Annotated in this window: 18 protein-coding genes; 11 read left to right on the top strand and 7 right to left on the bottom strand. The window is 62.6% G+C overall.

The window, feature by feature from the left end:
* The first annotated feature begins 2 nt into the window (after positions 1-2).
* From NANH_RS0105875 to NANH_RS0105840, 8 genes are all read left to right on the top strand, one after another.
* Complete coding sequence (locus NANH_RS0105875) at positions 3-1,268, top strand: vWA domain-containing protein (RefSeq protein WP_027261183.1); 1,266 nt, start codon at positions 3-5, stop codon at positions 1,266-1,268.
* A 116-nt stretch (positions 1,269-1,384) separates the two neighbouring features.
* The gene (locus NANH_RS0105870; RefSeq protein ID WP_027261182.1) at positions 1,385-1,936 is read left to right on the top strand and encodes a YeeE/YedE thiosulfate transporter family protein; all 552 of its coding nucleotides are present in this window, start codon (positions 1,385-1,387) and stop codon (positions 1,934-1,936) included.
* Positions 1,937-1,939: 3 nt separating this feature from the next.
* Positions 1,940-2,539: a YeeE/YedE thiosulfate transporter family protein gene (locus NANH_RS0105865; protein WP_027261181.1), complete on the top strand. Its 600-nt coding sequence runs from the start codon at positions 1,940-1,942 to the stop codon at positions 2,537-2,539.
* 179 nt (positions 2,540-2,718) lie between these two features.
* Positions 2,719-3,690: an XdhC family protein gene (locus NANH_RS0105860; protein WP_027261180.1), complete on the top strand. Its 972-nt coding sequence runs from the start codon at positions 2,719-2,721 to the stop codon at positions 3,688-3,690.
* Entirely contained in the window at positions 3,687-4,694 is a 1,008-nt protein-coding gene (locus NANH_RS0105855) for a molybdopterin-binding protein (RefSeq protein ID WP_027261179.1), read from the top strand. Before NANH_RS0105860 ends, NANH_RS0105855 begins: the two co-directional genes overlap by 4 nt.
* Before the next feature lie 115 nt (positions 4,695-4,809).
* On the top strand, positions 4,810-5,292 hold the full coding sequence (locus NANH_RS0105850; protein WP_036049475.1) for a (2Fe-2S)-binding protein: 483 nt from the start codon (positions 4,810-4,812) through the stop codon (positions 5,290-5,292).
* A gap of 148 nt (positions 5,293-5,440) precedes the next feature.
* Positions 5,441-7,804 carry a xanthine dehydrogenase family protein molybdopterin-binding subunit gene (locus tag NANH_RS0105845; RefSeq protein ID WP_027261175.1) on the top strand — a complete coding sequence of 788 codons (2,364 nt, stop codon included), beginning with the start codon at positions 5,441-5,443 and terminating at the stop codon, positions 7,802-7,804.
* Positions 7,805-7,941: 137 nt separating this feature from the next.
* On the top strand, positions 7,942-8,727 hold the full coding sequence (locus NANH_RS0105840) for an FAD binding domain-containing protein (RefSeq protein ID WP_027261176.1): 786 nt from the start codon (positions 7,942-7,944) through the stop codon (positions 8,725-8,727).
* 49 nt (positions 8,728-8,776) lie between these two features.
* On the opposite strand, the gene NANH_RS0105835 is transcribed toward NANH_RS0105840, so the two are convergent.
* The 6 genes from NANH_RS0105835 to NANH_RS0105810 form a co-directional block, all read right to left on the bottom strand.
* A complete protein-coding gene (locus NANH_RS0105835; protein ID WP_027261178.1) occupies positions 8,777-10,453 on the bottom strand; it encodes an amidohydrolase in 1,677 nt (558 codons plus the stop codon).
* Between the two features lie 25 nt (positions 10,454-10,478).
* Complete coding sequence (locus tag NANH_RS0105830; protein ID WP_027261177.1) at positions 10,479-11,936, bottom strand: amidase; 1,458 nt, start codon at positions 11,934-11,936, stop codon at positions 10,479-10,481.
* Positions 11,937-12,078: 142 nt separating this feature from the next.
* Positions 12,079-12,864, bottom strand: a complete 786-nt coding sequence (locus NANH_RS0105825; RefSeq protein ID WP_027261176.1) for an FAD binding domain-containing protein — start codon at positions 12,862-12,864, stop codon at positions 12,079-12,081.
* Between the two features lie 137 nt (positions 12,865-13,001).
* On the bottom strand, positions 13,002-15,365 hold the full coding sequence (locus NANH_RS0105820) for a xanthine dehydrogenase family protein molybdopterin-binding subunit (protein ID WP_027261175.1): 2,364 nt from the start codon (positions 15,363-15,365) through the stop codon (positions 13,002-13,004).
* A gap of 148 nt (positions 15,366-15,513) precedes the next feature.
* The gene (locus NANH_RS0105815) at positions 15,514-15,996 is read right to left on the bottom strand and encodes a (2Fe-2S)-binding protein (protein ID WP_036049475.1); all 483 of its coding nucleotides are present in this window, start codon (positions 15,994-15,996) and stop codon (positions 15,514-15,516) included.
* 31 nt (positions 15,997-16,027) lie between these two features.
* Entirely contained in the window at positions 16,028-16,552 is a 525-nt protein-coding gene (locus tag NANH_RS0105810) for a CoxG family protein (protein ID WP_027261173.1), read from the bottom strand.
* Positions 16,553-16,773: 221 nt separating this feature from the next.
* Here NANH_RS0105810 and NANH_RS0105805 point away from each other — a divergent pair, with 221 nt between their 5' ends.
* The 3 genes from NANH_RS0105805 to NANH_RS0105795 are packed head-to-tail and all read left to right on the top strand — an operon-like array spanning position 16,774 to position 18,880.
* On the top strand, positions 16,774-17,643 hold the full coding sequence (locus NANH_RS0105805) for a DMT family transporter (protein WP_027261172.1): 870 nt from the start codon (positions 16,774-16,776) through the stop codon (positions 17,641-17,643).
* 10 nt (positions 17,644-17,653) lie between these two features.
* Positions 17,654-18,544, top strand: a complete 891-nt coding sequence (locus NANH_RS0105800) for a lysophospholipid acyltransferase family protein (RefSeq protein WP_027261171.1) — start codon at positions 17,654-17,656, stop codon at positions 18,542-18,544.
* A 57-nt stretch (positions 18,545-18,601) separates the two neighbouring features.
* A complete protein-coding gene (locus NANH_RS0105795; protein WP_027261170.1) occupies positions 18,602-18,880 on the top strand; it encodes a hypothetical protein in 279 nt (92 codons plus the stop codon).
* Positions 18,881-19,054: 174 nt separating this feature from the next.
* Here the strand turns inward: NANH_RS0105795 and NANH_RS0105790 are convergent, their stop codons facing one another.
* A complete protein-coding gene (locus NANH_RS0105790; protein ID WP_027261169.1) occupies positions 19,055-19,753 on the bottom strand; it encodes a DUF1223 domain-containing protein in 699 nt (232 codons plus the stop codon).
* Between the last annotated feature and the right edge of the window lie 23 nt (positions 19,754-19,776).

Here is a 19,776-nt window from a genome sequence, read left to right as displayed (position 1 = left end):
CAATGCCTGAAATCGCACCGCTGGACATCCCGGACGATCCAAAGCTCGCCCAGAATATCACCCATTTTGCCCGAGCCCTGCGCAGGGCGGGATTGCCGATTGGGACTGGGCGGGTGATTGATGCAATCCGCGCGGTTCAGGCCGCTGGGTTCACCGACAAGCGCGATTTCTATTGGACCCTGCATGCCTGTTTTGTGAACCGACCGGAACATCGACTGGTTTTTGGCCAGGTCTTTCGCCTTTACTGGCGCGATCCGCGTTATGTGGAACACATGATGGCGATGATGTTGCCCGCCATTCGGGGGGTCCAGGAGGAGCGCGTTGCCCAGGCGGCCGAGAAACGAGCCGCCGAAGCCTTGCTGGATGGCGTTCGACCAGAGCTGCCCGAAGACGTGTCGCGCGGGGACGACGAGGAAAAAACCCTGATTGACGTCGATTCCTCGATGACCATGTCCTCCGAAGAGCGGTTGCGCAGCCTGGATTTCGAACAGATGAGCACCCAAGAGGTGGCCCGCGCCAAGCGGATGCTGGCCCGTCTGACTCTGCCCATAAAACCGATCCCGTCGCGCCGTGGCCAGGCCAGCCAACGCGGCACGCGTATCGATTGGCGCCGCACCTTGCGCGCCAGCATGCGGATGGGGGGCGAATTGCATCATATCTCCCGGCTGAAACCGCGCCCGCGCTGGCCGAACCTTGTGGTGCTGTGCGATATCTCCGGTTCGATGAGCCAATACAGTCGGATCATCCTGCATTTCCTGCATACGGTCGCAAACGCACGGGGGCAGGGTTGGGCACGGGTGCACGCGTTCACCTTTGGCACCCGTCTGACAAATATCACCCGGCACCTGCAACACCGCGATGTGGATGCGGCGCTGGCTGCCGCCGGGGCCGAAGCGCAGGACTGGGAAGGGGGCACCCGGATCGGTGCCTGTTTGCACAGCTTCAACCGCGACTGGTCCCGGCGCGTCATGGGGCAGGGGGCTGTGGTTCTGTTGATCACCGATGGTCTGGACCGCGATGATCCAGACGAATTGGGGCGCGAAATGGAGCGGTTGCATCTGTCCGCCCGACGTTTGATCTGGCTGAACCCGTTGCTGCGCTGGCAAGGGTTCGCGCCGCGTGCGCGCGGCATCGCCGCCATGCTGCCGCATGTCGACAGCTTTCGCGCGGGCCATTCCATCGCCTCGCTTGAGGATCTGGCCCAAGTCATTTCCCGTACCGAGGATGTTGGAGAAAAGGCCCGCCTGTTGGCCGCTCTGTCCACATAGGCGGTTGCCTCGACCGCGCCGATGCAACCATTCTGCTCAAATTGATCTAAATCATTCCGATAATGGAATGTCATTTGTATTCTATTTGTGGAATGTATGATTACAGGAGCTTTCCCATGCCTCTAGACTGGAAAACCGGAGGCTTGCTGCTGGGGGCAGTGTTCTTTGCTGCCGTTCTGCTGGTCAAGCCGATCGGGGTCTCAACGCAATTTGTTATTCTGGATGGTATTCTGGCCGATGCGGTCAATGCCGACTTGGTGGTGCAGATCGATGAAGGTTACGCATCAAGCAATGCCTATCTGAACAAGTCGGATGGCAAATACGCCAGGTCGGTGGCCAATCCGCTGAACTACAGCTTTGTCTTTGTGCTCGCCATGGCTTTGGGCGGATTCGTTTCGGCCCGGATGCGCGGCGGCATCAAACAAGTGGACAAAACGGTTCCGGCGCTTTGGCGCGCCAATTTTGGTTCGGGTTCCGCAAAGAGATATGCAGTGGCCTTTCTGGGCGGGTTCATCGTTCTATACGGCGCCCGGCTGGCTGGCGGATGTACCTCTGGCCATATGATGTCCGGAATGATGCAGACCGCGCTGTCGGGGTACCTGTTTACCATCGGAGCATTTGCGGCGGCAATCCCGGTTGCGCTGACGATGTACAAAAGGGAGGCCTGAGCCATGGAAACATTTCTTCTCGCACTTGTGATCGGGGGGGCTTTTGGCGCTGTGTTGGACCGGATCGGTGCCTCGAACCCTTCGCTGATTGGCCGGATGCTGAATCTCACCGATCTCAACTTGGCCAAAACCATCCTGCTGGCGATCGGTGTCGGTTCGGTCTTGATGTTCGGGGGCCAGATGCTGGGCCTCGTGGACGTAGGGCATATGTCGGTCAAGGCGGCGTATCCGGGCGTTCTGCTGGGTGGGTTGATGCTGGGCGCAGGCTGGGCGGCGGCGGGATATTGCCCTGGCACGGGTGTCGTTGCCGCTGCATCTGGCCGCCGCGACGCGCTGTTTTTCATCGCGGGCGGGTTACTGGGCGCCGCCGCCTATATGATCACCTATCCGATGTGGAAGGCCAGCGGTCTGTTGGATCCGATCGGCGGCGGAAAGGTGACATTGGGGCTGGTCCCGGGCAGCGAATTCAACGCAATCAGCGCCTTTCCGGGGGACGTTCTGGGCCTGATTCTGGGCGTGGCTTTCATCGCGATCGCCTTTGCGTTGCCAAGCCGACTGGTGAGAGGGGGGGGGGACACGGCAGCGCTCTGTCGAATGAATTGACCGGTGAGGCGGCCGTATCTCGTCTGTGGGGTCTGATGTGCCAAGCGAGTGTGAGTGATTGTGTTAAAACGCGGTTAGGGTGGTCTGGTGTTTGTGTTCACATCGGTCCACTCCTATACCGTTCCTGGGGTGGCGATCTTTCAGCCTGATCGGGCCGCCGCAACGGTGGGGGAACGCGTATGAACCGGATAGACAACATACCCGAGATCGCTCTGGGTTGGCATCGCGACGGGACCAGGGCGGCGTTGGCAACCGTGGTTCAAACCTGGGGCAGCGCCCCGCGCCGTGTGGGTGCGCAACTGGTGGTTGGCGGGGATGGCCGGATTCAGGGATCTGTCTCGGGGGGCTGTGTCGAGGGTGCGGTGATTGTCGAGGCGCTGGAGGCGCTGGAAGACGGTGCCCACAGGCTGTTGGAGTTCGGCGTCAGCGACGAAGATGCCTTTGCGGTCGGTCTTGCCTGTGGCGGCACAATCCGCGTGCTGGTCGAACCAGTTGGGGCTGTCCTGCCTGAACCCCTTTTGGCAGAGCTGGTGCAGGCCCGCCAATCGCGCACTGCGTTATGTTATGTCGTGAATGTACAGACCGGTGAGCGAAAATTGGTGCGGGACAGTTATCCGGATCGGATGCGCATGGATCGGTCCGGGTTCGAAGAGGACGGGCAGGTTTTTGTCGCGGTTCACAACCCGCCGCTGCGGCTGATTGTGGTCGGTGCGGTGCACATCACCCAGGCGCTGGTGCCGATGGCCCGGATTGCCGGCTACGATCCAATTCTGATCGATCCGCGTGACGCCTTTGGATCTTCCGAACGGTTTCCCGGCGAAACCATCCTGCAGGACTGGCCCGACGAGGCGGTGGCGCAACTGGGTCTGGACGCGCGCACGGCGCTGGTGCTGCTGACCCATGATCCCAAACTGGACGATCCCGCGCTGATGGCGGCGCTTGCGGCGGATGTGTTCTATATTGGTGCGCTGGGGTCGCTCCGCACCCATGCCAAGCGTGCGGAGCGTATGACGCAGGCCGGGTTCAGCGAGGCACAGATCGGTCGCATTCACGGTCCCGTAGGTTTGGATATTGGTGCCGCCGGGCCAGCCGAAATCGCGGTGTCGATCCTGGCCCAGATGACCGCCGTTCTGCGCGGGCGCACAGCATGAAATTTGGCCAGGTCCCGGTGGCCGAGGCCGTCGGAACCATTTTGGCCCATTCGCTGAAAATCGACGGAACGCGCCTGCGCAAAGGGCAGCTGCTGACGCCGGAGTCGGTGTTGCGGATGCAGTCCGCGGGGCTGACTCAGGTGATCGTGGCCCGGTTGGATCCGGGGGATCTGGATGAAAACGCCGCAGCGGCGGCTCTGGCGGCGGCGCTGGTGCCTGTCCCCGCAGAGGCAGGTCTGCGCCGGACCGACCCGTTTACCGGCCGCGTCAACCTGTTGGCCACGGGGGCGGGGCTGGCGCGGATTGATGCGGCTGCAATTGATCGGGTGAACCAAGTGCATCCGATGATCACTGTGGCCACGGTACCGCGCTGGCAACGGATGGAAGCGGACGGAATGATCGCCACGGTCAAGATCATTTCCTATGCGGTCCCCGCAGAGGAACTTGCGCGGGCCTGCGCCGCGGCATTCGGGGCGCTGGGTCTGCAACGCCCGGTCATCCGCCGGGCCGGGTTCATCGAAACGCTGATACCGGGCGGGGATCGGATCGCTCGCAACGACAAGGGGCATCGCATGATGCATGCCCGCATGGGTCGGCTGGATGCCGAGCTTGCACCGCAGGTTACGGTTGCCCATCGAATCGAACCGCTCACGCAGGCGATTGCCGAGTGTGCCGAGGATCTGATTTTGATCCTGACCGGTTCGGCCACCTCCGACCCGAGTGACGTGGCACCAGAGGCGGTCCGCCGGGCGGGGGGCGAGATCGTGCACTTCGGCATGCCAGTCGATCCCGGAAACCTGTTGTTTCTGGGGCAGATCGGCAGGCGCAGGGTCATCGGTTTGCCTGGCAGTGCGCGCTCCCCGGCCGTCAGCGGAGTGGATTGGGTGCTGGAACGCGTCGTCTGTGGATTGCCAGTGGGACCAGCGGACATCATGGCACTGGGCGTAGGCGGGTTGCTCAAGGAAATTCCGACGCGTCCACAACCGCGTAGACCTGACACCTGATCGTCGGGGCGCCTTTTCGTGGACATGAGGTGCGAAGTAAAAGTTCCGGGTTCTCAAGCTGATAGTGCCGTGCTTAACTTTGACGCAATAGACACCGCATCAGGGAGTTTGATCATTGCGTATAGAATTGGCTGTGAACGGGATAGAGTGTGTTGGGGATGTTGAGGGCCGGACGTTGTTGTCCGGTTTTTTGCGTGATGGATTGGGATTGACGGGGACGCATGTTGGGTGTGACACGAGCCAGTGCGGGGCCTGTGTGGTTCATGTGGACGGTGTAGCGGTCAAGTCCTGCACGATGTTTGCGCTTGAGGCGGATGGCTGTTCGGTGGAGACGATCGAGGGTCAGGCGGCGGCGGACGGGACGCTGAACGCGATCCAGCAGGCGTTTCAGGATCATCACGGGCTGCAATGCGGGTTCTGCACGCCGGGCATGGTGATGTCGGCGGCGGCTCTGCTGAAGGAAAATCCCGAGCCGACCGAAGCCGAAGTCCGGGCCTATCTTGAGGGCAATCTGTGTCGCTGCACGGGCTATCACAACATCGTACGGGCGATCCTGGCGGCTTCGGGTCAGGACGTGAGCGCGATCGCGGCGGAATAAGGCCGGGGGCCAGCCCCCGGACCCCCGGAGTATTTCCGGCAAGAGGAAGACGGGTTCGGGCGCGCGGGTTTCGCGGTCGTGAGACAGAGGCGGCAAGGGCCGCCGGAATGTAGGGCGGGTTTTCCCGCACCCCAGGGAGGAGACAGACATGCCAAAGGACAGCGGCATCGGAGCCAGCAGCAAGCGGCGCGAAGACGTGCGGTTTTTAAGCGGAACCGGCAATTACACCGACGACATCAACCGGCCGGGCCAGGCCTATGTGCATTTTCTGCGCTCGGATGTGGCGCACGGGCGCCTGGGTGCGGTCGACACCACGGCGGCGGCGGCGATGCCGGGCGTGGTGCGCATCTTCACCGGTGCGGATTTCGAGGGCGTCGGCAGCATCCCCTGCGGCTGGCAGGTGACCGACCGGTTCGGCGAACCGATGCAGGAGCCGACCCATCCGGTCCTGGCCCAGGGCAAGGTGCGCCATGTGGGGGATCCGATCGCGGCGGTCGTGGCCGAGACCTATGAGCAGGCACGCGATGCGGCCGAGGCGATCGAGGTTGAGATCGAGGAATTGCCAGCGGTTGTGGACATGAAAGCGGCGCTGGCGGACGGCGCGACGAAGGTACATGAAGATCTGACGTCAAACCTTTGTTACGACTGGGGATTTATAGAGGATAACCGGGATTCGGTGGATGCGGCCATCAAGGGCGCGGCGCATGTGACGGTGCTGGATCTGGTCAATCAGCGCATGGTGGCCAACCCGATGGAACCACGGGTGGCGGTGGGCGATTACGATCGCGGTACCGGCGATCACACGCTGTACACCACCAGCCAGAACCCGCATGTCATCCGCTTGTTGATGGGCGCCTTTGTGCTGGGCATACCGGAACATAAATTGCGGGTGGTGGCGCCGGATGTGGGCGGCGGTTTTGGCACCAAGATCTTTCACTATGCCGAAGAGGCGTTCTGCACCTTTGCCGCCAAGGCGGTGAACCGGCCAGTGAAATGGACCAGTTCGCGCAGCGAGGCCTTCATGAGCGATGCCCATGGGCGCGATCACGTCACCAGGATCGAACTGGCGCTGGATGCCGACAACAACTTTGTCGCCATCCGCACGGACACGCTGGCCAACATGGGCGCGTATCTCAGCACGTTTGCGCCCTCGGTGCCGTCCTATCTGCATGGCACCCTGATGGCGGGCAACTACAAGACGCCCAACATCTACGTCAACGTGCGGGCGGTGTTCACCAACACGGTGCCGGTGGATGCCTATCGCGGAGCCGGGCGTCCCGAGGCGACCTTTCAGCTCGAGCGGGTCATCGACAAGGCGGCGCGCGAACTGGGGGTGGATCCGATCGCGCTGCGGCGGCAGAACTTTGTCACCGAATTTCCCTATGCCACGCCGGTGGCGGTGGAATATGACACTGGCGATTATAACGCGACGATGGACAAGCTGGAACAGATCGCCGATCTCGCGGGTTTTCCGGAGCGGCGCAAGGCCTCCGAGGCCAAAGGCAAGCTGCGCGGTCTGGGGGTGAACTGTTATATCGAGGCCTGCGGGCTGGCCCCCAGCAACCTGGCGGGTCAGCTGGGCGCGCGCGCCGGGCTGTACGAGAGCGCCACGGTGCGGGTCAATGCCACCGGCGGGCTGGTGGTGATGACCGGCAGCCACAGCCATGGCCAGGGCCACGAGACCGCTTTTCCCCAGGTGGTGGCCGAGATGATCGGCATTCCCGAGGACATGATCGAGATCGTGCATGGTGATACCGCCAAGGTGCCGATGGGCATGGGCACCTACGGGTCCCGCTCGCTGGCGGTGGGGGGATCGGCCATCGTGCGGGCGACCGAGAAAATCATCAACAAGGCCAAAAAGATCGCGGCCCACCTGCTGGAGGCGGCCGAGGCCGATATCGAGCTCAAGGAGGGTGCGTTCAGTGTCGCGGGCACGGATAAATCCGTGGCCTGGGGCGATGTGACCCTGGCGGCCTATGTGCCGCATAACTATCCGCTGGACGATATCGAGCCGGGGCTGGAGGAGACGGCGTTTTACGATCCGGCCAACTTCACCTATCCGGCCGGGGCCTACGGGTGCGAGGTCGAGGTCGACCCCGAGACCGGCAAGGTCACCATCGAGCGGTTCTCGGCGGCGGATGATTTCGGCAATATCGTCAACCCGATGATCGTGTCGGGCCAGGTGCATGGGGGTATCGGCCAGGGCATCGGCCAGGCCTTGCTTGAGCATTGCGTCTATGACGAGGACGGTCAGTTGCTCAGCGCCAGTTACATGGATTATGCCATGCCGCGGGCCGACGATGTGCCGTTCTACGCGGTGGATCATTCTTGCGCGACGCCCTGCACCCACAACCCGCTGGGGGTCAAGGGCTGTGGCGAGGCCGGTGCCATCGGCAGCCCGCCGGCGGTGGTCAACGCGGTGATCGACGCGCTGCAATCGGGCGGCAAGGACGTGACCCATATCGACATGCCGCTGAGCCCCGCGCGGGTCTGGGCGGCGCTGAACGGATGAAACCGGACACCGGGGGCGCCCCGCCCCCGTTCGCCAGTGTCTCTTGGAGCCATGGCGAGACCAAGGCCCCCCCGGGGGATATGTGAAGCAAGAGAAAGAAGACGGGGCCGACCCCCGGAGTCTTTGGGAGAAGCACGATGTACGCATTTGAATTCGACAAACCGGCCACGGTGGCCGAGGCGGTTGCGGCGCTGGCCGCAGAGGACGCGCAGGCACTGGGGGGCGGGCAGACCCTGATTCCGACGCTGAAACAACGGCTTGCCAGCCCGTCGCGGCTGGTCAGCCTGACCGGGATCGACGACATGAAAGGCGTCGGCGCGGCGGATGGTGCGGTGACCATCGGCGGCGGCACCACCCATGCCCGGGTGGCGGCAGAGGCCGGCGACTATCCGGCGCTGGCGGCGCTGGCGGGCCGCATCGGCGATCCGGCGGTGCGCAACCGCGGCACCATCGGCGGCAGCCTGGCCAACAACGACCCCTCGGCCGACTATCCCGCCGCGGCCCTGGCCAGCGGCGCCACCATTGTCACCAATACGCGCGAAATCGCGGCGGACGACTATTTCCAGGGCCTGTTCACCACTGCGCTCGACGAGGGCGAGATCATCACCGAGGTGCGCTTTCCGATCCCCCAGGCGGCCAATTACCAGAAGTTCGAACAGCCCGCCTCGCGCTTTGCCCTGGTCGGGGTCTTCGTGGCCCGGTTCGACAGCGGCGTGCGCGTCGCAGTCACCGGCGCCTCGGAAGATGGGGTGTTTCGCTGGAGCGAGGCCGAAGAGGCCCTGACCAGGGCGTTCCGCGAAGACGCCCTCATGGACCTCGACATCGCCCCCGCCAACATGATCGCAGACCTGCACGGATCCAAGCCATACCGCGCCCACCTCGTCAAAACCATGACCAAACGCGCCATCCAGAATATGCCGTAATCCAAAAATCCCATCCGCGACGGCCGAAATCTGAGGTGGGCGCGTCTTCTCAGATACCCGTGGTGTCATGGGTGATCCGCCCGCCGCAGATCGTGATCGAGGCGGTGACCTGGTCCAGGGTTTCGGAAGGGCGCGCCTCGATGTTATCTGACAGCACCACCACATCCGCGAACATGCCCGGCACCAGCCGGCCCTTGGTGGACTCGCTGAATTCAGCATGGGCGGCCTGCGCGGTATAGCTGTGCAGTGCATTCATCAGGCTTTGACGTTGGCCGCTCCAGGGTAATGGCAGATCCATGGGTGCGACAGCGGCCTGAATGGACGGCATAACCTCGACCGGAACCACCGGCCAATCCGATGAAAAGATCATCGGCACACCGGTGTCGCGAATGCTTTGCCAAGCATAAGCCAAAGGTTTCTGGGTTTCATGCAGGATCATTCCCTTTGGTGGTGCCGCAAACAACCCGCCGCAGGGAGCGTGCAACGGTTGCATCGAGGCCACCACGTCCAGTGCCCGCAGACGGGGCAGATCATCGGGGTGCAAAATTTCGATATGCTCGATCCGGTGCCGGCTGTCGCGGATCCCATTGACGTGCCGGGCCGCAGCAAAGGCATCCAGCGTCCCGCGAACGGCGGCGTCACCGATAGCATGAACGCTGATTTGCAGGCCCATGGCATCGGCACGCATACAGATCTGATTGAATTGCGTGTTGTCGAACAAGGGCGCGCCCGCACTGTCGGGCCAGTTCGGATAGGGCTGCAACATCGCGGCGGTTCCGGACTCCACCACCCCATCGTAAAACAGCTTGAGCCGGTTGGACCACAGCCAGTCCGATGCATAGCGGCGGCGCATCTCGTCGGCTTCGTCCAGCCGGTCGATTGGGTCGAAATTCTTCAGATGAAATGGAATCTGCCCCCGGCAGAGCAAATCGCCTTCGGACTGAATTTCGGCCAGCAATTCCAGCTGATAAAAATTGCCGTCCATGTTGTGAAAGGTGGTCACCCCCGTTGCTGCCAGATGCCGCAACCCGGCGCGCAATGCGGCCTTGTCCGCCGCACGTTGACCGGGTGTGGCCGGGGGTACCGGATCCGCGCCTGTGGTCATGCCCAGCATGTCGCGCCCGCCCAGTTCGGTTTTGGCCAGGATATAGCCGTATGCCCCCGGTTCCAGCAATTCGCCTGTCGCCAGACCGTCCGGTCCCATCACGATCTCGCTGCCCTTGGACACCGGGGCACCGTTCAGAATCCCAGCCAGTTTCAGCGCCGGGGTATTGGCCCAGACCGTGTGATGATCGGCGGCCAGGACCGCAAAGGCCCGTCCGGGCAGCGCCCGATCCAGCCCGTGGCGATCAATGGGCCGACCTTTGCCAAGCAGATCGTATTGTGCACCGATGGCATAGATCAGAGACTGGTCCGGAGTATTTGCGGCATGGCTGCGCACACTCTGCGCAAGCGTGTCGGCATCATGGCACCCCGACAGATCCAGCAGGCCCAGTTCGAACCCACCGGCGAAGAGGTGGATGTGGCTTTCGATAAAGCCCGGCAGCACAGTGTTGCCCTGCGCATCGATCACGCGGGTGCCGGGCCCGCGCATCTCGCGGATATCGGCGTTTGAGCCCACAGCCAGGAGGTGCCCGTCGGCCAACGCCAAGGCCTCGGCGCGCGGTCTGCCCTCGGCAAAGGTGATCAAACGGCCATTTTCGATGATGATCTCTGCCTGAGCCAAGGCGCACTCCGATCTGTATTGGGCGTTACGCCAAGCCCGCCAGCCGGTCGATGAGCCTCTGTTGCCTGGCAAACCAGGGCGCAGCGATCTCAATCTGTGCCGCCAAAGCCATCAGTGTTTCATCCGCTCCAAATGGCATGGCCAGATGGACCCCAACCGGCAGGCCCGTCGCGCTCCAATGCAAGGGCAATGAAACCGCCGGCTGCCCGCTGGCATTGAACACGGCGGTAAAGGGGGAGTAGTCGAACACCCCACCGGGGCCGGTGCGGTAATCCAGAAAATCCTCGTTCGTGGGGGCCAACTGGCCAACCGGCGCAGGAGGGCGCGCCAAAGTTGGCGTCACAAGAACGTCACAGGTTGTAAACAGGTGTGCCATCCGGCGGCCAAAGGCATGGATCGCATTCAGCGCGCCAAGATAATCCGAACCGGAAAGCCGATCGGCATAGGCAATCGCTCCGCGCGTTACGCCATCCAGCAGGGTTGGATCCAACGGTCTGCCATTCAATACGTGGCGCACCGACAGTGCCGTTCCGCAGGCGACAATTTGGGTCCAGGCGACCATCATGCTCTCGACATCCAGATCGACCGGCAAATGCAATGGCTCAACCAGATGACCCAGATCCTGCAGCAGCTTTCCGGTGTTCTCGACCGCGGCGACGCATTCCGGGTCGGTCGGTTCACCACTCAATGTCGTGTTACACAGGGCCACGCGTAATTGTCCGGGGGGGCGGCTCATGGCCTGGATGAAGGTACCCTGCAGAGTCGGCGGGAAATAGGGCGCACCTAAATCCGGACCATCGACCGCGTCCAAAAGACCTGCGGTGTCACGCAGGCTGCGGGTCAGGAAGCCGTCAATTGCCATGCCGCCCCAACCTTCGCCGGCTCCTGGCCCCTCGGGCAGGCGCCCCCGTGTGGGTTTGAACCCGACCAGACCACAGGACGACGCAGGTATGCGTACCGAACCACCACCGTCGCTGCCATGGGCCGCCGGAACGATCCCCGCCGCAACCGCTGCGCCCGAGCCACCGGATGATCCACCCGAGGTATGATCAGTATTCCATGGATTGCGCGTCGGCCCGCCATAAACCTGTGCTTCGGTCACCGGCCCGACACCCAGTTCGGGCGAGGTGGTGCGCGCAAATGTGACCAGTCCCGCCGCACGCATTCGCAGGAACATTTCGCTGTCATAGCTGTGTTGGCTGTTGCGCCACAGGGCGGATCCATTGTTGGTGGGAAAATCCACCGCTTCGGCCCCCAAGTCCTTGATCAGGAACGGAACGCCCCGAAACGGACCCTCGGGCAAGCCAGCCCGGATCGAAGCGCGCGCCACGTCTTCGCGGATCATCACCACAGCGTTCAAATCCGGGTTCAGCGCGGCGACCTGCTCCAATGCGCAATCCAGCAACTCGTCCGGAGTTACGTCCAGTCTTGCAACCCGCGCCGCCAACTCCGTCGCATCGCTGCGCAGATAGAGGTCTTTCATCACGTCCCGCTCCGATTTGTGGCCATCGTTTCAAGATACACTCAGGCCAGCGAAAGACCAGCCGGAACCCGCCCGGAACAGGGGCAGCGACATTGTTTTCAATGCACCTCAGATTTCGGCCGTCGCGGATGGGATTTTTGGATTACGGCATATTCTGGATGGCGCGTTTGGTCATGGTTTTGACGAGGTGGGCGCGGTATGGCTTGGATCCGTGCAGGTCTGCGATCATGTTGGCGGGGGCGATGTCGAGGTCCATGAGGGCGTCTTCGCGGAACGCCCTGGTCAGGGCCTCTTCGGCCTCGCTCCAGCGAAACACCCCATCTTCCGAGGCGCCGGTGACTGCGACGCGCACGCCGCTGTCGAACCGGGCCACGAAGACCCCGACCAGGGCAAAGCGCGAGGCGGGCTGTTCGAACTTCTGGTAATTGGCCGCCTGGGGGATCGGAAAGCGCACCTCGGTGATGATCTCGCCCTCGTCGAGCGCAGTGGTGAACAGGCCCTGGAAATAGTCGTCCGCCGCGATTTCGCGCGTATTGGTGACAATGGTGGCGCCGCTGGCCAGGGCCGCGGCGGGATAGTCGGCCGAGGGGTCGTTGTTGGCCAGGCTGCCGCCGATGGTGCCGCGGTTGCGCACCGCCGGATCGCCGATGCGGCCCGCCAGCGCCGCCAGCGCCGGATAGTCGCCGGCCTCTGCCGCCACCCGGGCATGGGTGGTGCCGCCGCCGATGGTCACCGCACCATCCGCCGCGCCGACGCCTTTCATGTCGTCGATCCCGGTCAGGCTGACCAGCCGCGACGGGCTGGCAAGCCGTTGTTTCAGCGTCGGAATCAGGGTCTGCCCGCCCCCCAGTGCCTGCGCGTCCTCTGCGGCCAGCGCCGCAACCGCCTCGGCCACCGTGGCCGGTTTGTCGAATTCAAATGCGTACATCGTGCTTCTCCCAAAGACTCCGGGGGTCGGCCCCGTCTTCTTTCTCTTGCTTCACATATCCCCCGGGGGGGCCTTGGTCTCGCCATGGCTCCAAGAGACACTGGCGAACGGGGGCGGGGCGCCCCCGGTGTCCGGTTTCATCCGTTCAGCGCCGCCCAGACCCGCGCGGGGCTCAGCGGCATGTCGATATGGGTCACGTCCTTGCCGCCCGATTGCAGCGCGTCGATCACCGCGTTGACCACCGCCGGCGGGCTGCCGATGGCACCGGCCTCGCCACAGCCCTTGACCCCCAGCGGGTTGTGGGTGCAGGGCGTCGCGCAAGAATGATCCACCGCGTAGAACGGCACATCGTCGGCCCGCGGCATGGCATAATCCATGTAACTGGCGCTGAGCAACTGACCGTCCTCGTCATAGACGCAATGCTCAAGCAAGGCCTGGCCGATGCCCTGGCCGATACCCCCATGCACCTGGCCCGACACGATCATCGGGTTGACGATATTGCCGAAATCATCCGCCGCCGAGAACCGCTCGATGGTGACCTTGCCGGTCTCGGGGTCGACCTCGACCTCGCACCCGTAGGCCCCGGCCGGATAGGTGAAGTTGGCCGGATCGTAAAACGCCGTCTCCTCCAGCCCCGGCTCGATATCGTCCAGCGGATAGTTATGCGGCACATAGGCCGCCAGGGTCACATCGCCCCAGGCCACGGATTTATCCGTGCCCGCGACACTGAACGCACCCTCCTTGAGCTCGATATCGGCCTCGGCCGCCTCCAGCAGGTGGGCCGCGATCTTTTTGGCCTTGTTGATGATTTTCTCGGTCGCCCGCACGATGGCCGATCCCCCCACCGCCAGCGAGCGGGACCCGTAGGTGCCCATGCCCATCGGCACCTTGGCGGTATCACCATGCACGATCTCGATCATGTCCTCGGGAATGCCGATCATCTCGGCCACCACCTGGGGAAAAGCGGTCTCGTGGCCCTGGCCATGGCTGTGGCTGCCGGTCATCACCACCAGCCCGCCGGTGGCATTGACCCGCACCGTGGCGCTCTCGTACAGCCCGGCGCGCGCGCCCAGCTGACCCGCCAGGTTGCTGGGGGCCAGCCCGCAGGCCTCGATATAACAGTTCACCCCCAGACCGCGCAGCTTGCCTTTGGCCTCGGAGGCCTTGCGCCGCTCCGGAAAACCCGCGAGATCGGCGATCTGTTCCAGCTTGTCCATCGTCGCGTTATAATCGCCAGTGTCATATTCCACCGCCACCGGCGTGGCATAGGGAAATTCGGTGACAAAGTTCTGCCGCCGCAGCGCGATCGGATCCACCCCCAGTTCGCGCGCCGCCTTGTCGATGACCCGCTCGAGCTGAAAGGTCGCCTCGGGACGCCCGGCTCCGCGATAGGCATCCACCGGCACCGTGTTGGTGAACACCGCCCGCACGTTGACGTAGATGTTGGGCGTCTTGTAGTTGCCCGCCATCAGGGTGCCATGCAGATAGGACGGCACCGAGGGCGCAAACGTGCTGAGATACGCGCCCATGTTGGCCAGCGTGTCCGTGCGGATGGCGACAAAGTTGTTGTCGGCATCCAGCGCCAGTTCGATCCTGGTGACGTGATCGCGCCCATGGGCATCGCTCATGAAGGCCTCGCTGCGCGAACTGGTCCATTTCACTGGCCGGTTCACCGCCTTGGCGGCAAAGGTGCAGAACGCCTCTTCGGCATAGTGAAAGATCTTGGTGCCAAAACCGCCGCCCACATCCGGCGCCACCACCCGCAATTTATGTTCCGGTATGCCCAGCACAAAGGCGCCCATCAACAAGCGGATGACATGCGGGTTCTGGCTGGTGGTGTACAGCGTGTGATCGCCGGTACCGCGATCGTAATCGCCCACCGCCACCCGTGGTTCCATCGGGTTGGCCACCATGCGCTGATTGACCAGATCCAGCACCGTCACATGCGCCGCGCCCTTGATGGCCGCATCCACCGAATCCCGGTTATCCTCTATAAATCCCCAGTCGTAACAAAGGTTTGACGTCAGATCTTCATGTACCTTCGTCGCGCCGTCCGCCAGCGCCGCTTTCATGTCCACAACCGCTGGCAATTCCTCGATCTCAACCTCGATCGCCTCGGCCGCATCGCGTGCCTGCTCATAGGTCTCGGCCACGACCGCCGCGATCGGATCCCCCACATGGCGCACCTTGCCCTGGGCCAGGACCGGATGGGTCGGCTCCTGCATCGGTTCGCCGAACCGGTCGGTCACCTGCCAGCCGCAGGGGATGCTGCCGACGCCCTCGAAATCCGCACCGGTGAAGATGCGCACCACGCCCGGCATCGCCGCCGCCGCCGTGGTGTCGACCGCACCCAGGCGCCCGTGCGCCACATCCGAGCGCAGAAAATGCACATAGGCCTGGCCCGGCCGGTTGATGTCGTCGGTGTAATTGCCGGTTCCGCTTAAAAACCGCACGTCTTCGCGCCGCTTGCTGCTGGCTCCGATGCCGCTGTCCTTTGGCATGTCTGTCTCCTCCCTGGGGTGCGGGAAAACCCGCCCTACATTCCGGCGGCCCTTGCCGCCTCTGTCTCACGACCGCGAAACCCGCGCGCCCGAACCCGTCTTCCTCTTGCCGGAAATACTCCGGGGGTCCGGGGGCTGGCCCCCGGCCTTATTCCGCCGCGATCGCGCTCACGTCCTGACCCGAAGCCGCCAGGATCGCCCGTACGATGTTGTGATAGCCCGTGCAGCGACACAGATTGCCCTCAAGATAGGCCCGGACTTCGGCTTCGGTCGGCTCGGGATTTTCCTTCAGCAGAGCCGCCGCCGACATCACCATGCCCGGCGTGCAGAACCCGCATTGCAGCCCGTGATGATCCTGAAACGCCTGCTGGATCGCGTTCAGCGTCCCGTCCGCCGCCGCCTGACCCTCGATCGTCTCCACCGAACAGCCATCCGCCTCAAGCGCAAACATCGTGCAGGACTTGACCGCTACACCGTCCACATGAACCACACAGGCCCCGCACTGGCTCGTGTCACACCCAACATGCGTCCCCGTCAATCCCAATCCATCACGCAAAAAACCGGACAACAACGTCCGGCCCTCAACATCCCCAACACACTCTATCCCGTTCACAGCCAATTCTATACGCAATGATCAAACTCCCTTTCGTTGGTTTTGCGCCTCAGTTCGAAACCACACGGCGCAGCCACCCCTTTTTCTTTTCTGGCTCAGGCGCGTCCTCGGCACCAACTTCCTGTTCCGGCGCGGGACCTTCGACCCTCTGCTGGAAAGTGGTAAAGAACTGATCCGCCATTTTTTTTGCAAAGCCGTCGATGATCCGGCTGCCGAGTTGCGCCAGCTTTCCGCCCACCTTGGCATCCACGTCATAGGACAGCAAGGTTCCTGTTTCGCTATCGGTCAAGGTCACGCGGGCGCCGCCTTTGGCAAAACCGGCTGCGCCGCCTTTGCCTTCGCCGGTCAGGGTCAGGCTTTCCCCTTCGACCACATCTGAAATCGTGACCGCACCCTTGAAGGTTGCCTTTACGGGGCCAACTTTCTGTACCACTGTGGCTTCGAACCCGTCTTCGGGCGAGCCGCTCATTTCCTGGCAACCCGGCACACAGTCTTTCAGCACCTCCGCGCTGAGCAAGGCCTGCCAGACATCCGCTCGCGGAGCGGCGATCTCACGGGAATCTGTAATCTGCATGTGTATCCTCCGTCTGATTGTCTCAACGTTAGGGCCAAGTCTTTCATCGGGCAATGGGACAAGGGTCGGTATCTGCATCGGACCGGCAGAGCAGGGCGGACACGTTCGGGGGCGATGGACAGTTCCCTGGCGCACGCCTATCAGGGGTGAATGACAAGAATACGGAATTGCGAAATTTGCCCTGCACATGGGTTTAGCCCAAATCCCGAGACGGGCAGCACGTGACCGCTGTCGCCGCCCCGAATCCGCGCAATCGGGCGATCCTGCTGATGATCGGGGCGATCCTGTGTTTCACGTTGATGGATGCCAGCGCCAAAGCGCTTGCTCCGCGCATCGGCGTGCTGCCGACGCTTTGGGCGCGGTATGCCGGGCAGATGGTACTGGTCCTGCTTCTCGTGGCACCGCGTCTGCATCGCGTGGCCCGCACCAGCCACCCTTGGCTTCAGCTTCTGCGTTCTGTGCTGCTGATGTGCGCCACGGCGTTTTTCTTTACCGGGATCAGCCTGATTCCACTGTCTGATGCTGCCGCGCTAATGGCCATGAACCCGGTCTTGATCACCCTGGGAGCGGCTGTGTTTCTGGGAGAAGCCCTGGGGCCGCGCAGAGTCGTGGGTATCGTTGTCGCCCTGATCGGTGCGCTGATCGTGATCCGCCCCGGCAGTGATGTGTTCTCTGCAGCAGCGCTGTTGCCGTTGGGCGCGGCGGTCTGTTATTCCGCATACTCTCTATTGACCCGCAAGTTGGGTCCAAACGAGGATGTCTGGACCTCGCTATTTTACACTGGGCTAGTGGGCACCGTGTTGCTGAGCCTTGCGGTGCCGTTTGCGTGGCAAACCCCTGATGGGGGAGGGTGGGCGCTGATTGGTGCAATCACTGTGCTGGGCACATTGGGTCAACTTGCGCTGATCCGGGCCTTCAGTCTGGGAGAGGCTTCGATGCTGGCACCCTATTCCTATACCGGTCTGATTTTTGCTGCCTGTTGGGGCGCGTTGTTCTTTGCCGAATTGCCGGATGGATGGACTGTGGCGGGTGCCCTTGTGATCGCCGGAGCGGGTCTGTATGTCTGGCACCGCGAAACCTATCGCCGCTGAGAGCTTTTGAATGCCGGCAGACTTTTCCGATCTTTCGCGCCTGGAGCGTGTCAAATATTATACAGCCAACCTGTTCTTGCGGGCGCTGATCGGGGGCGTGGGGCTTATCCCATACCGGGCTCGCTTGCCAGTCATGGGCTGGATCGTTTCGCGTGTCCTTGGGCGGTTGGCGGGGATCGACCGGCGGGTCCGCAACAATTTGAATCTGACCTGTCCGGACTTGTCTGATGACGAGGTTACAGATCTTTGCCACGCTGTTGCAGACAATGCCGGGCGGGCGCTGATCGAACTGTATGCTGGCGAGCAGTTTTTGCGTCGGGCCCGCGCGGCGCAGATCAGCGGGCCGGGCCTGGCCGCGTTGCAGGAGGCCCGCCAACAGGGCAGGCCGGTGATCTTGATGACCGGCCATTTCGGCAACTACGATGCGGCCCGCGCCAAGTTGATTTCGATGGGATACGAAATGGGCGCGCTGTATCGGCGCATGGCCAATCCGTATTTCAACGAACACTACGTACGGACAATTTCGGCTGTCGGTCGGCCGATGTTCGAGCAGGGCCGACGGGGGATGGTCGAAATGGTGCGGCACCTGAAGCAGGGCGGCATCATTGCCATCGTTGGCGATTTGCATGTTCAGGAAGGCAAGTGGCTTACCTTTTTTGGCCAGCCGGCGCTGACATCAACGACTCCTGCTGATTTGGCCCTCAAACAGAATGCCGTATTGATACCGGTGTACGCGATCCGCAAACCCGATGGGCTGAACTTTGAAATAGAGATGCACGCGCCCATCGAGCCTTCCGATCCGCAGACCATGACCCAGGACATAAATGACGGGCTGGAAAAGCTTGTGCGGGCGCATATGGGGCAGTGGTTCTGGATCCACAAACGCTGGAAATCCGCCTGACAGGCTCTGAAGAAGACCGGCTGAACGCGTCCTCTCTTGCCACCCGGAACCCCTTTTATGCAGCGGATTTCACTTATCAACCGGTCGATTTTGTTGGCTGGGGGCTGCAAGATCTCGTATGATTCTGGCACATACCCCGCAAATTCGAGCCGCGACACGAAGCCGGAAGACCCGTTTCCGGAACACGACGACCCGCTGTGCGTCCGCCTGGTCGAGATGATCGGCATGCGCCACGTTCTGGTGAAGTTTGCGGCGCCGATCGATCGGGAGGTCTGCGAGCGGAAATGGGTCGCTTTTTGCCGTCTCGTACCGCTCGTCTGCCCCCAAGCGCTTTGAGGGGAACCGAAGGAGAGGCCGTCTGCTCCGTGCGTGTTGGCTGTGGCCACACCATTGGAGCGATCCTGGGCCATCTGAGGGCGCGCCTGCACCGGATCATCCGGTCGTCCACCCGGATTCGTCAGATCGACAATGCGGAAGCGCCAACATGCCAGCCCGAAATCGTCGTGCGGATTACTTTACCAACTCGGCAGCAACGATGGCGCCGGGGCCGGGTTTCTGCACCAGAACGACCGCCGGTCGAGGGCCTTCGACAGTGGTACTGGTTTCAAACACTGCTTTTCCATCCCATTGCCCGAGGATGCGCCAATCGTCGACCACATTTGCGTAGTTCAGGACTTGCCCAGCGTTCTCTCCGCGTTTGATTTCGGTGCGGTGTTGCGGCGTGAAGCGGATCAGAAATATTGTCAATGGCTCCTGCACGGGTTGCAACGCCTGGGCGCGGATGGAAATACGCTCTCCGTTTCTGCTTGCTTGCAGCCGGATGACAGCGGCGGTCGAGCGGTGTGCGTCGATCAAATCGGCCAGTTCCATCGCACGAGCGCCGACCACGTCATCCTGTCCGTTGACGATCATTTGAGGCGTATAGATCATGTGGCGACCTGCAACCTGGGCATAGGCGCGCTGTCGTTCTGCGTGCTGAGGGCGTGCAAACAGGTCTTTCCAGCCGATATAGTCCCAATAATCCACATGCAAAGCCAACGGAATGACGTCGTTTCGCCGCGCCAGTTCCTGTAACAGCTTGTCCGCAGGCGGGCAGGACGAGCAGCCCTGAGAGGTGAACAATTCAACCACAACCGGGTTGCTCTGCGCAAATGCAGGAGGTGTCAGAGACATGCACAAAGCCATGGCAGCTGCGGCGATCAGTTTCATCGTAACCAGATTTCCTGTGACTG

The sequence above is a fragment of the Sedimentitalea nanhaiensis DSM 24252 genome, from assembly GCF_000473225.1.
Lineage (GTDB): Bacteria > Pseudomonadota > Alphaproteobacteria > Rhodobacterales > Rhodobacteraceae > Sedimentitalea > Sedimentitalea nanhaiensis.
This window is presented reverse-complemented; position numbering and strand designations above follow the sequence as displayed.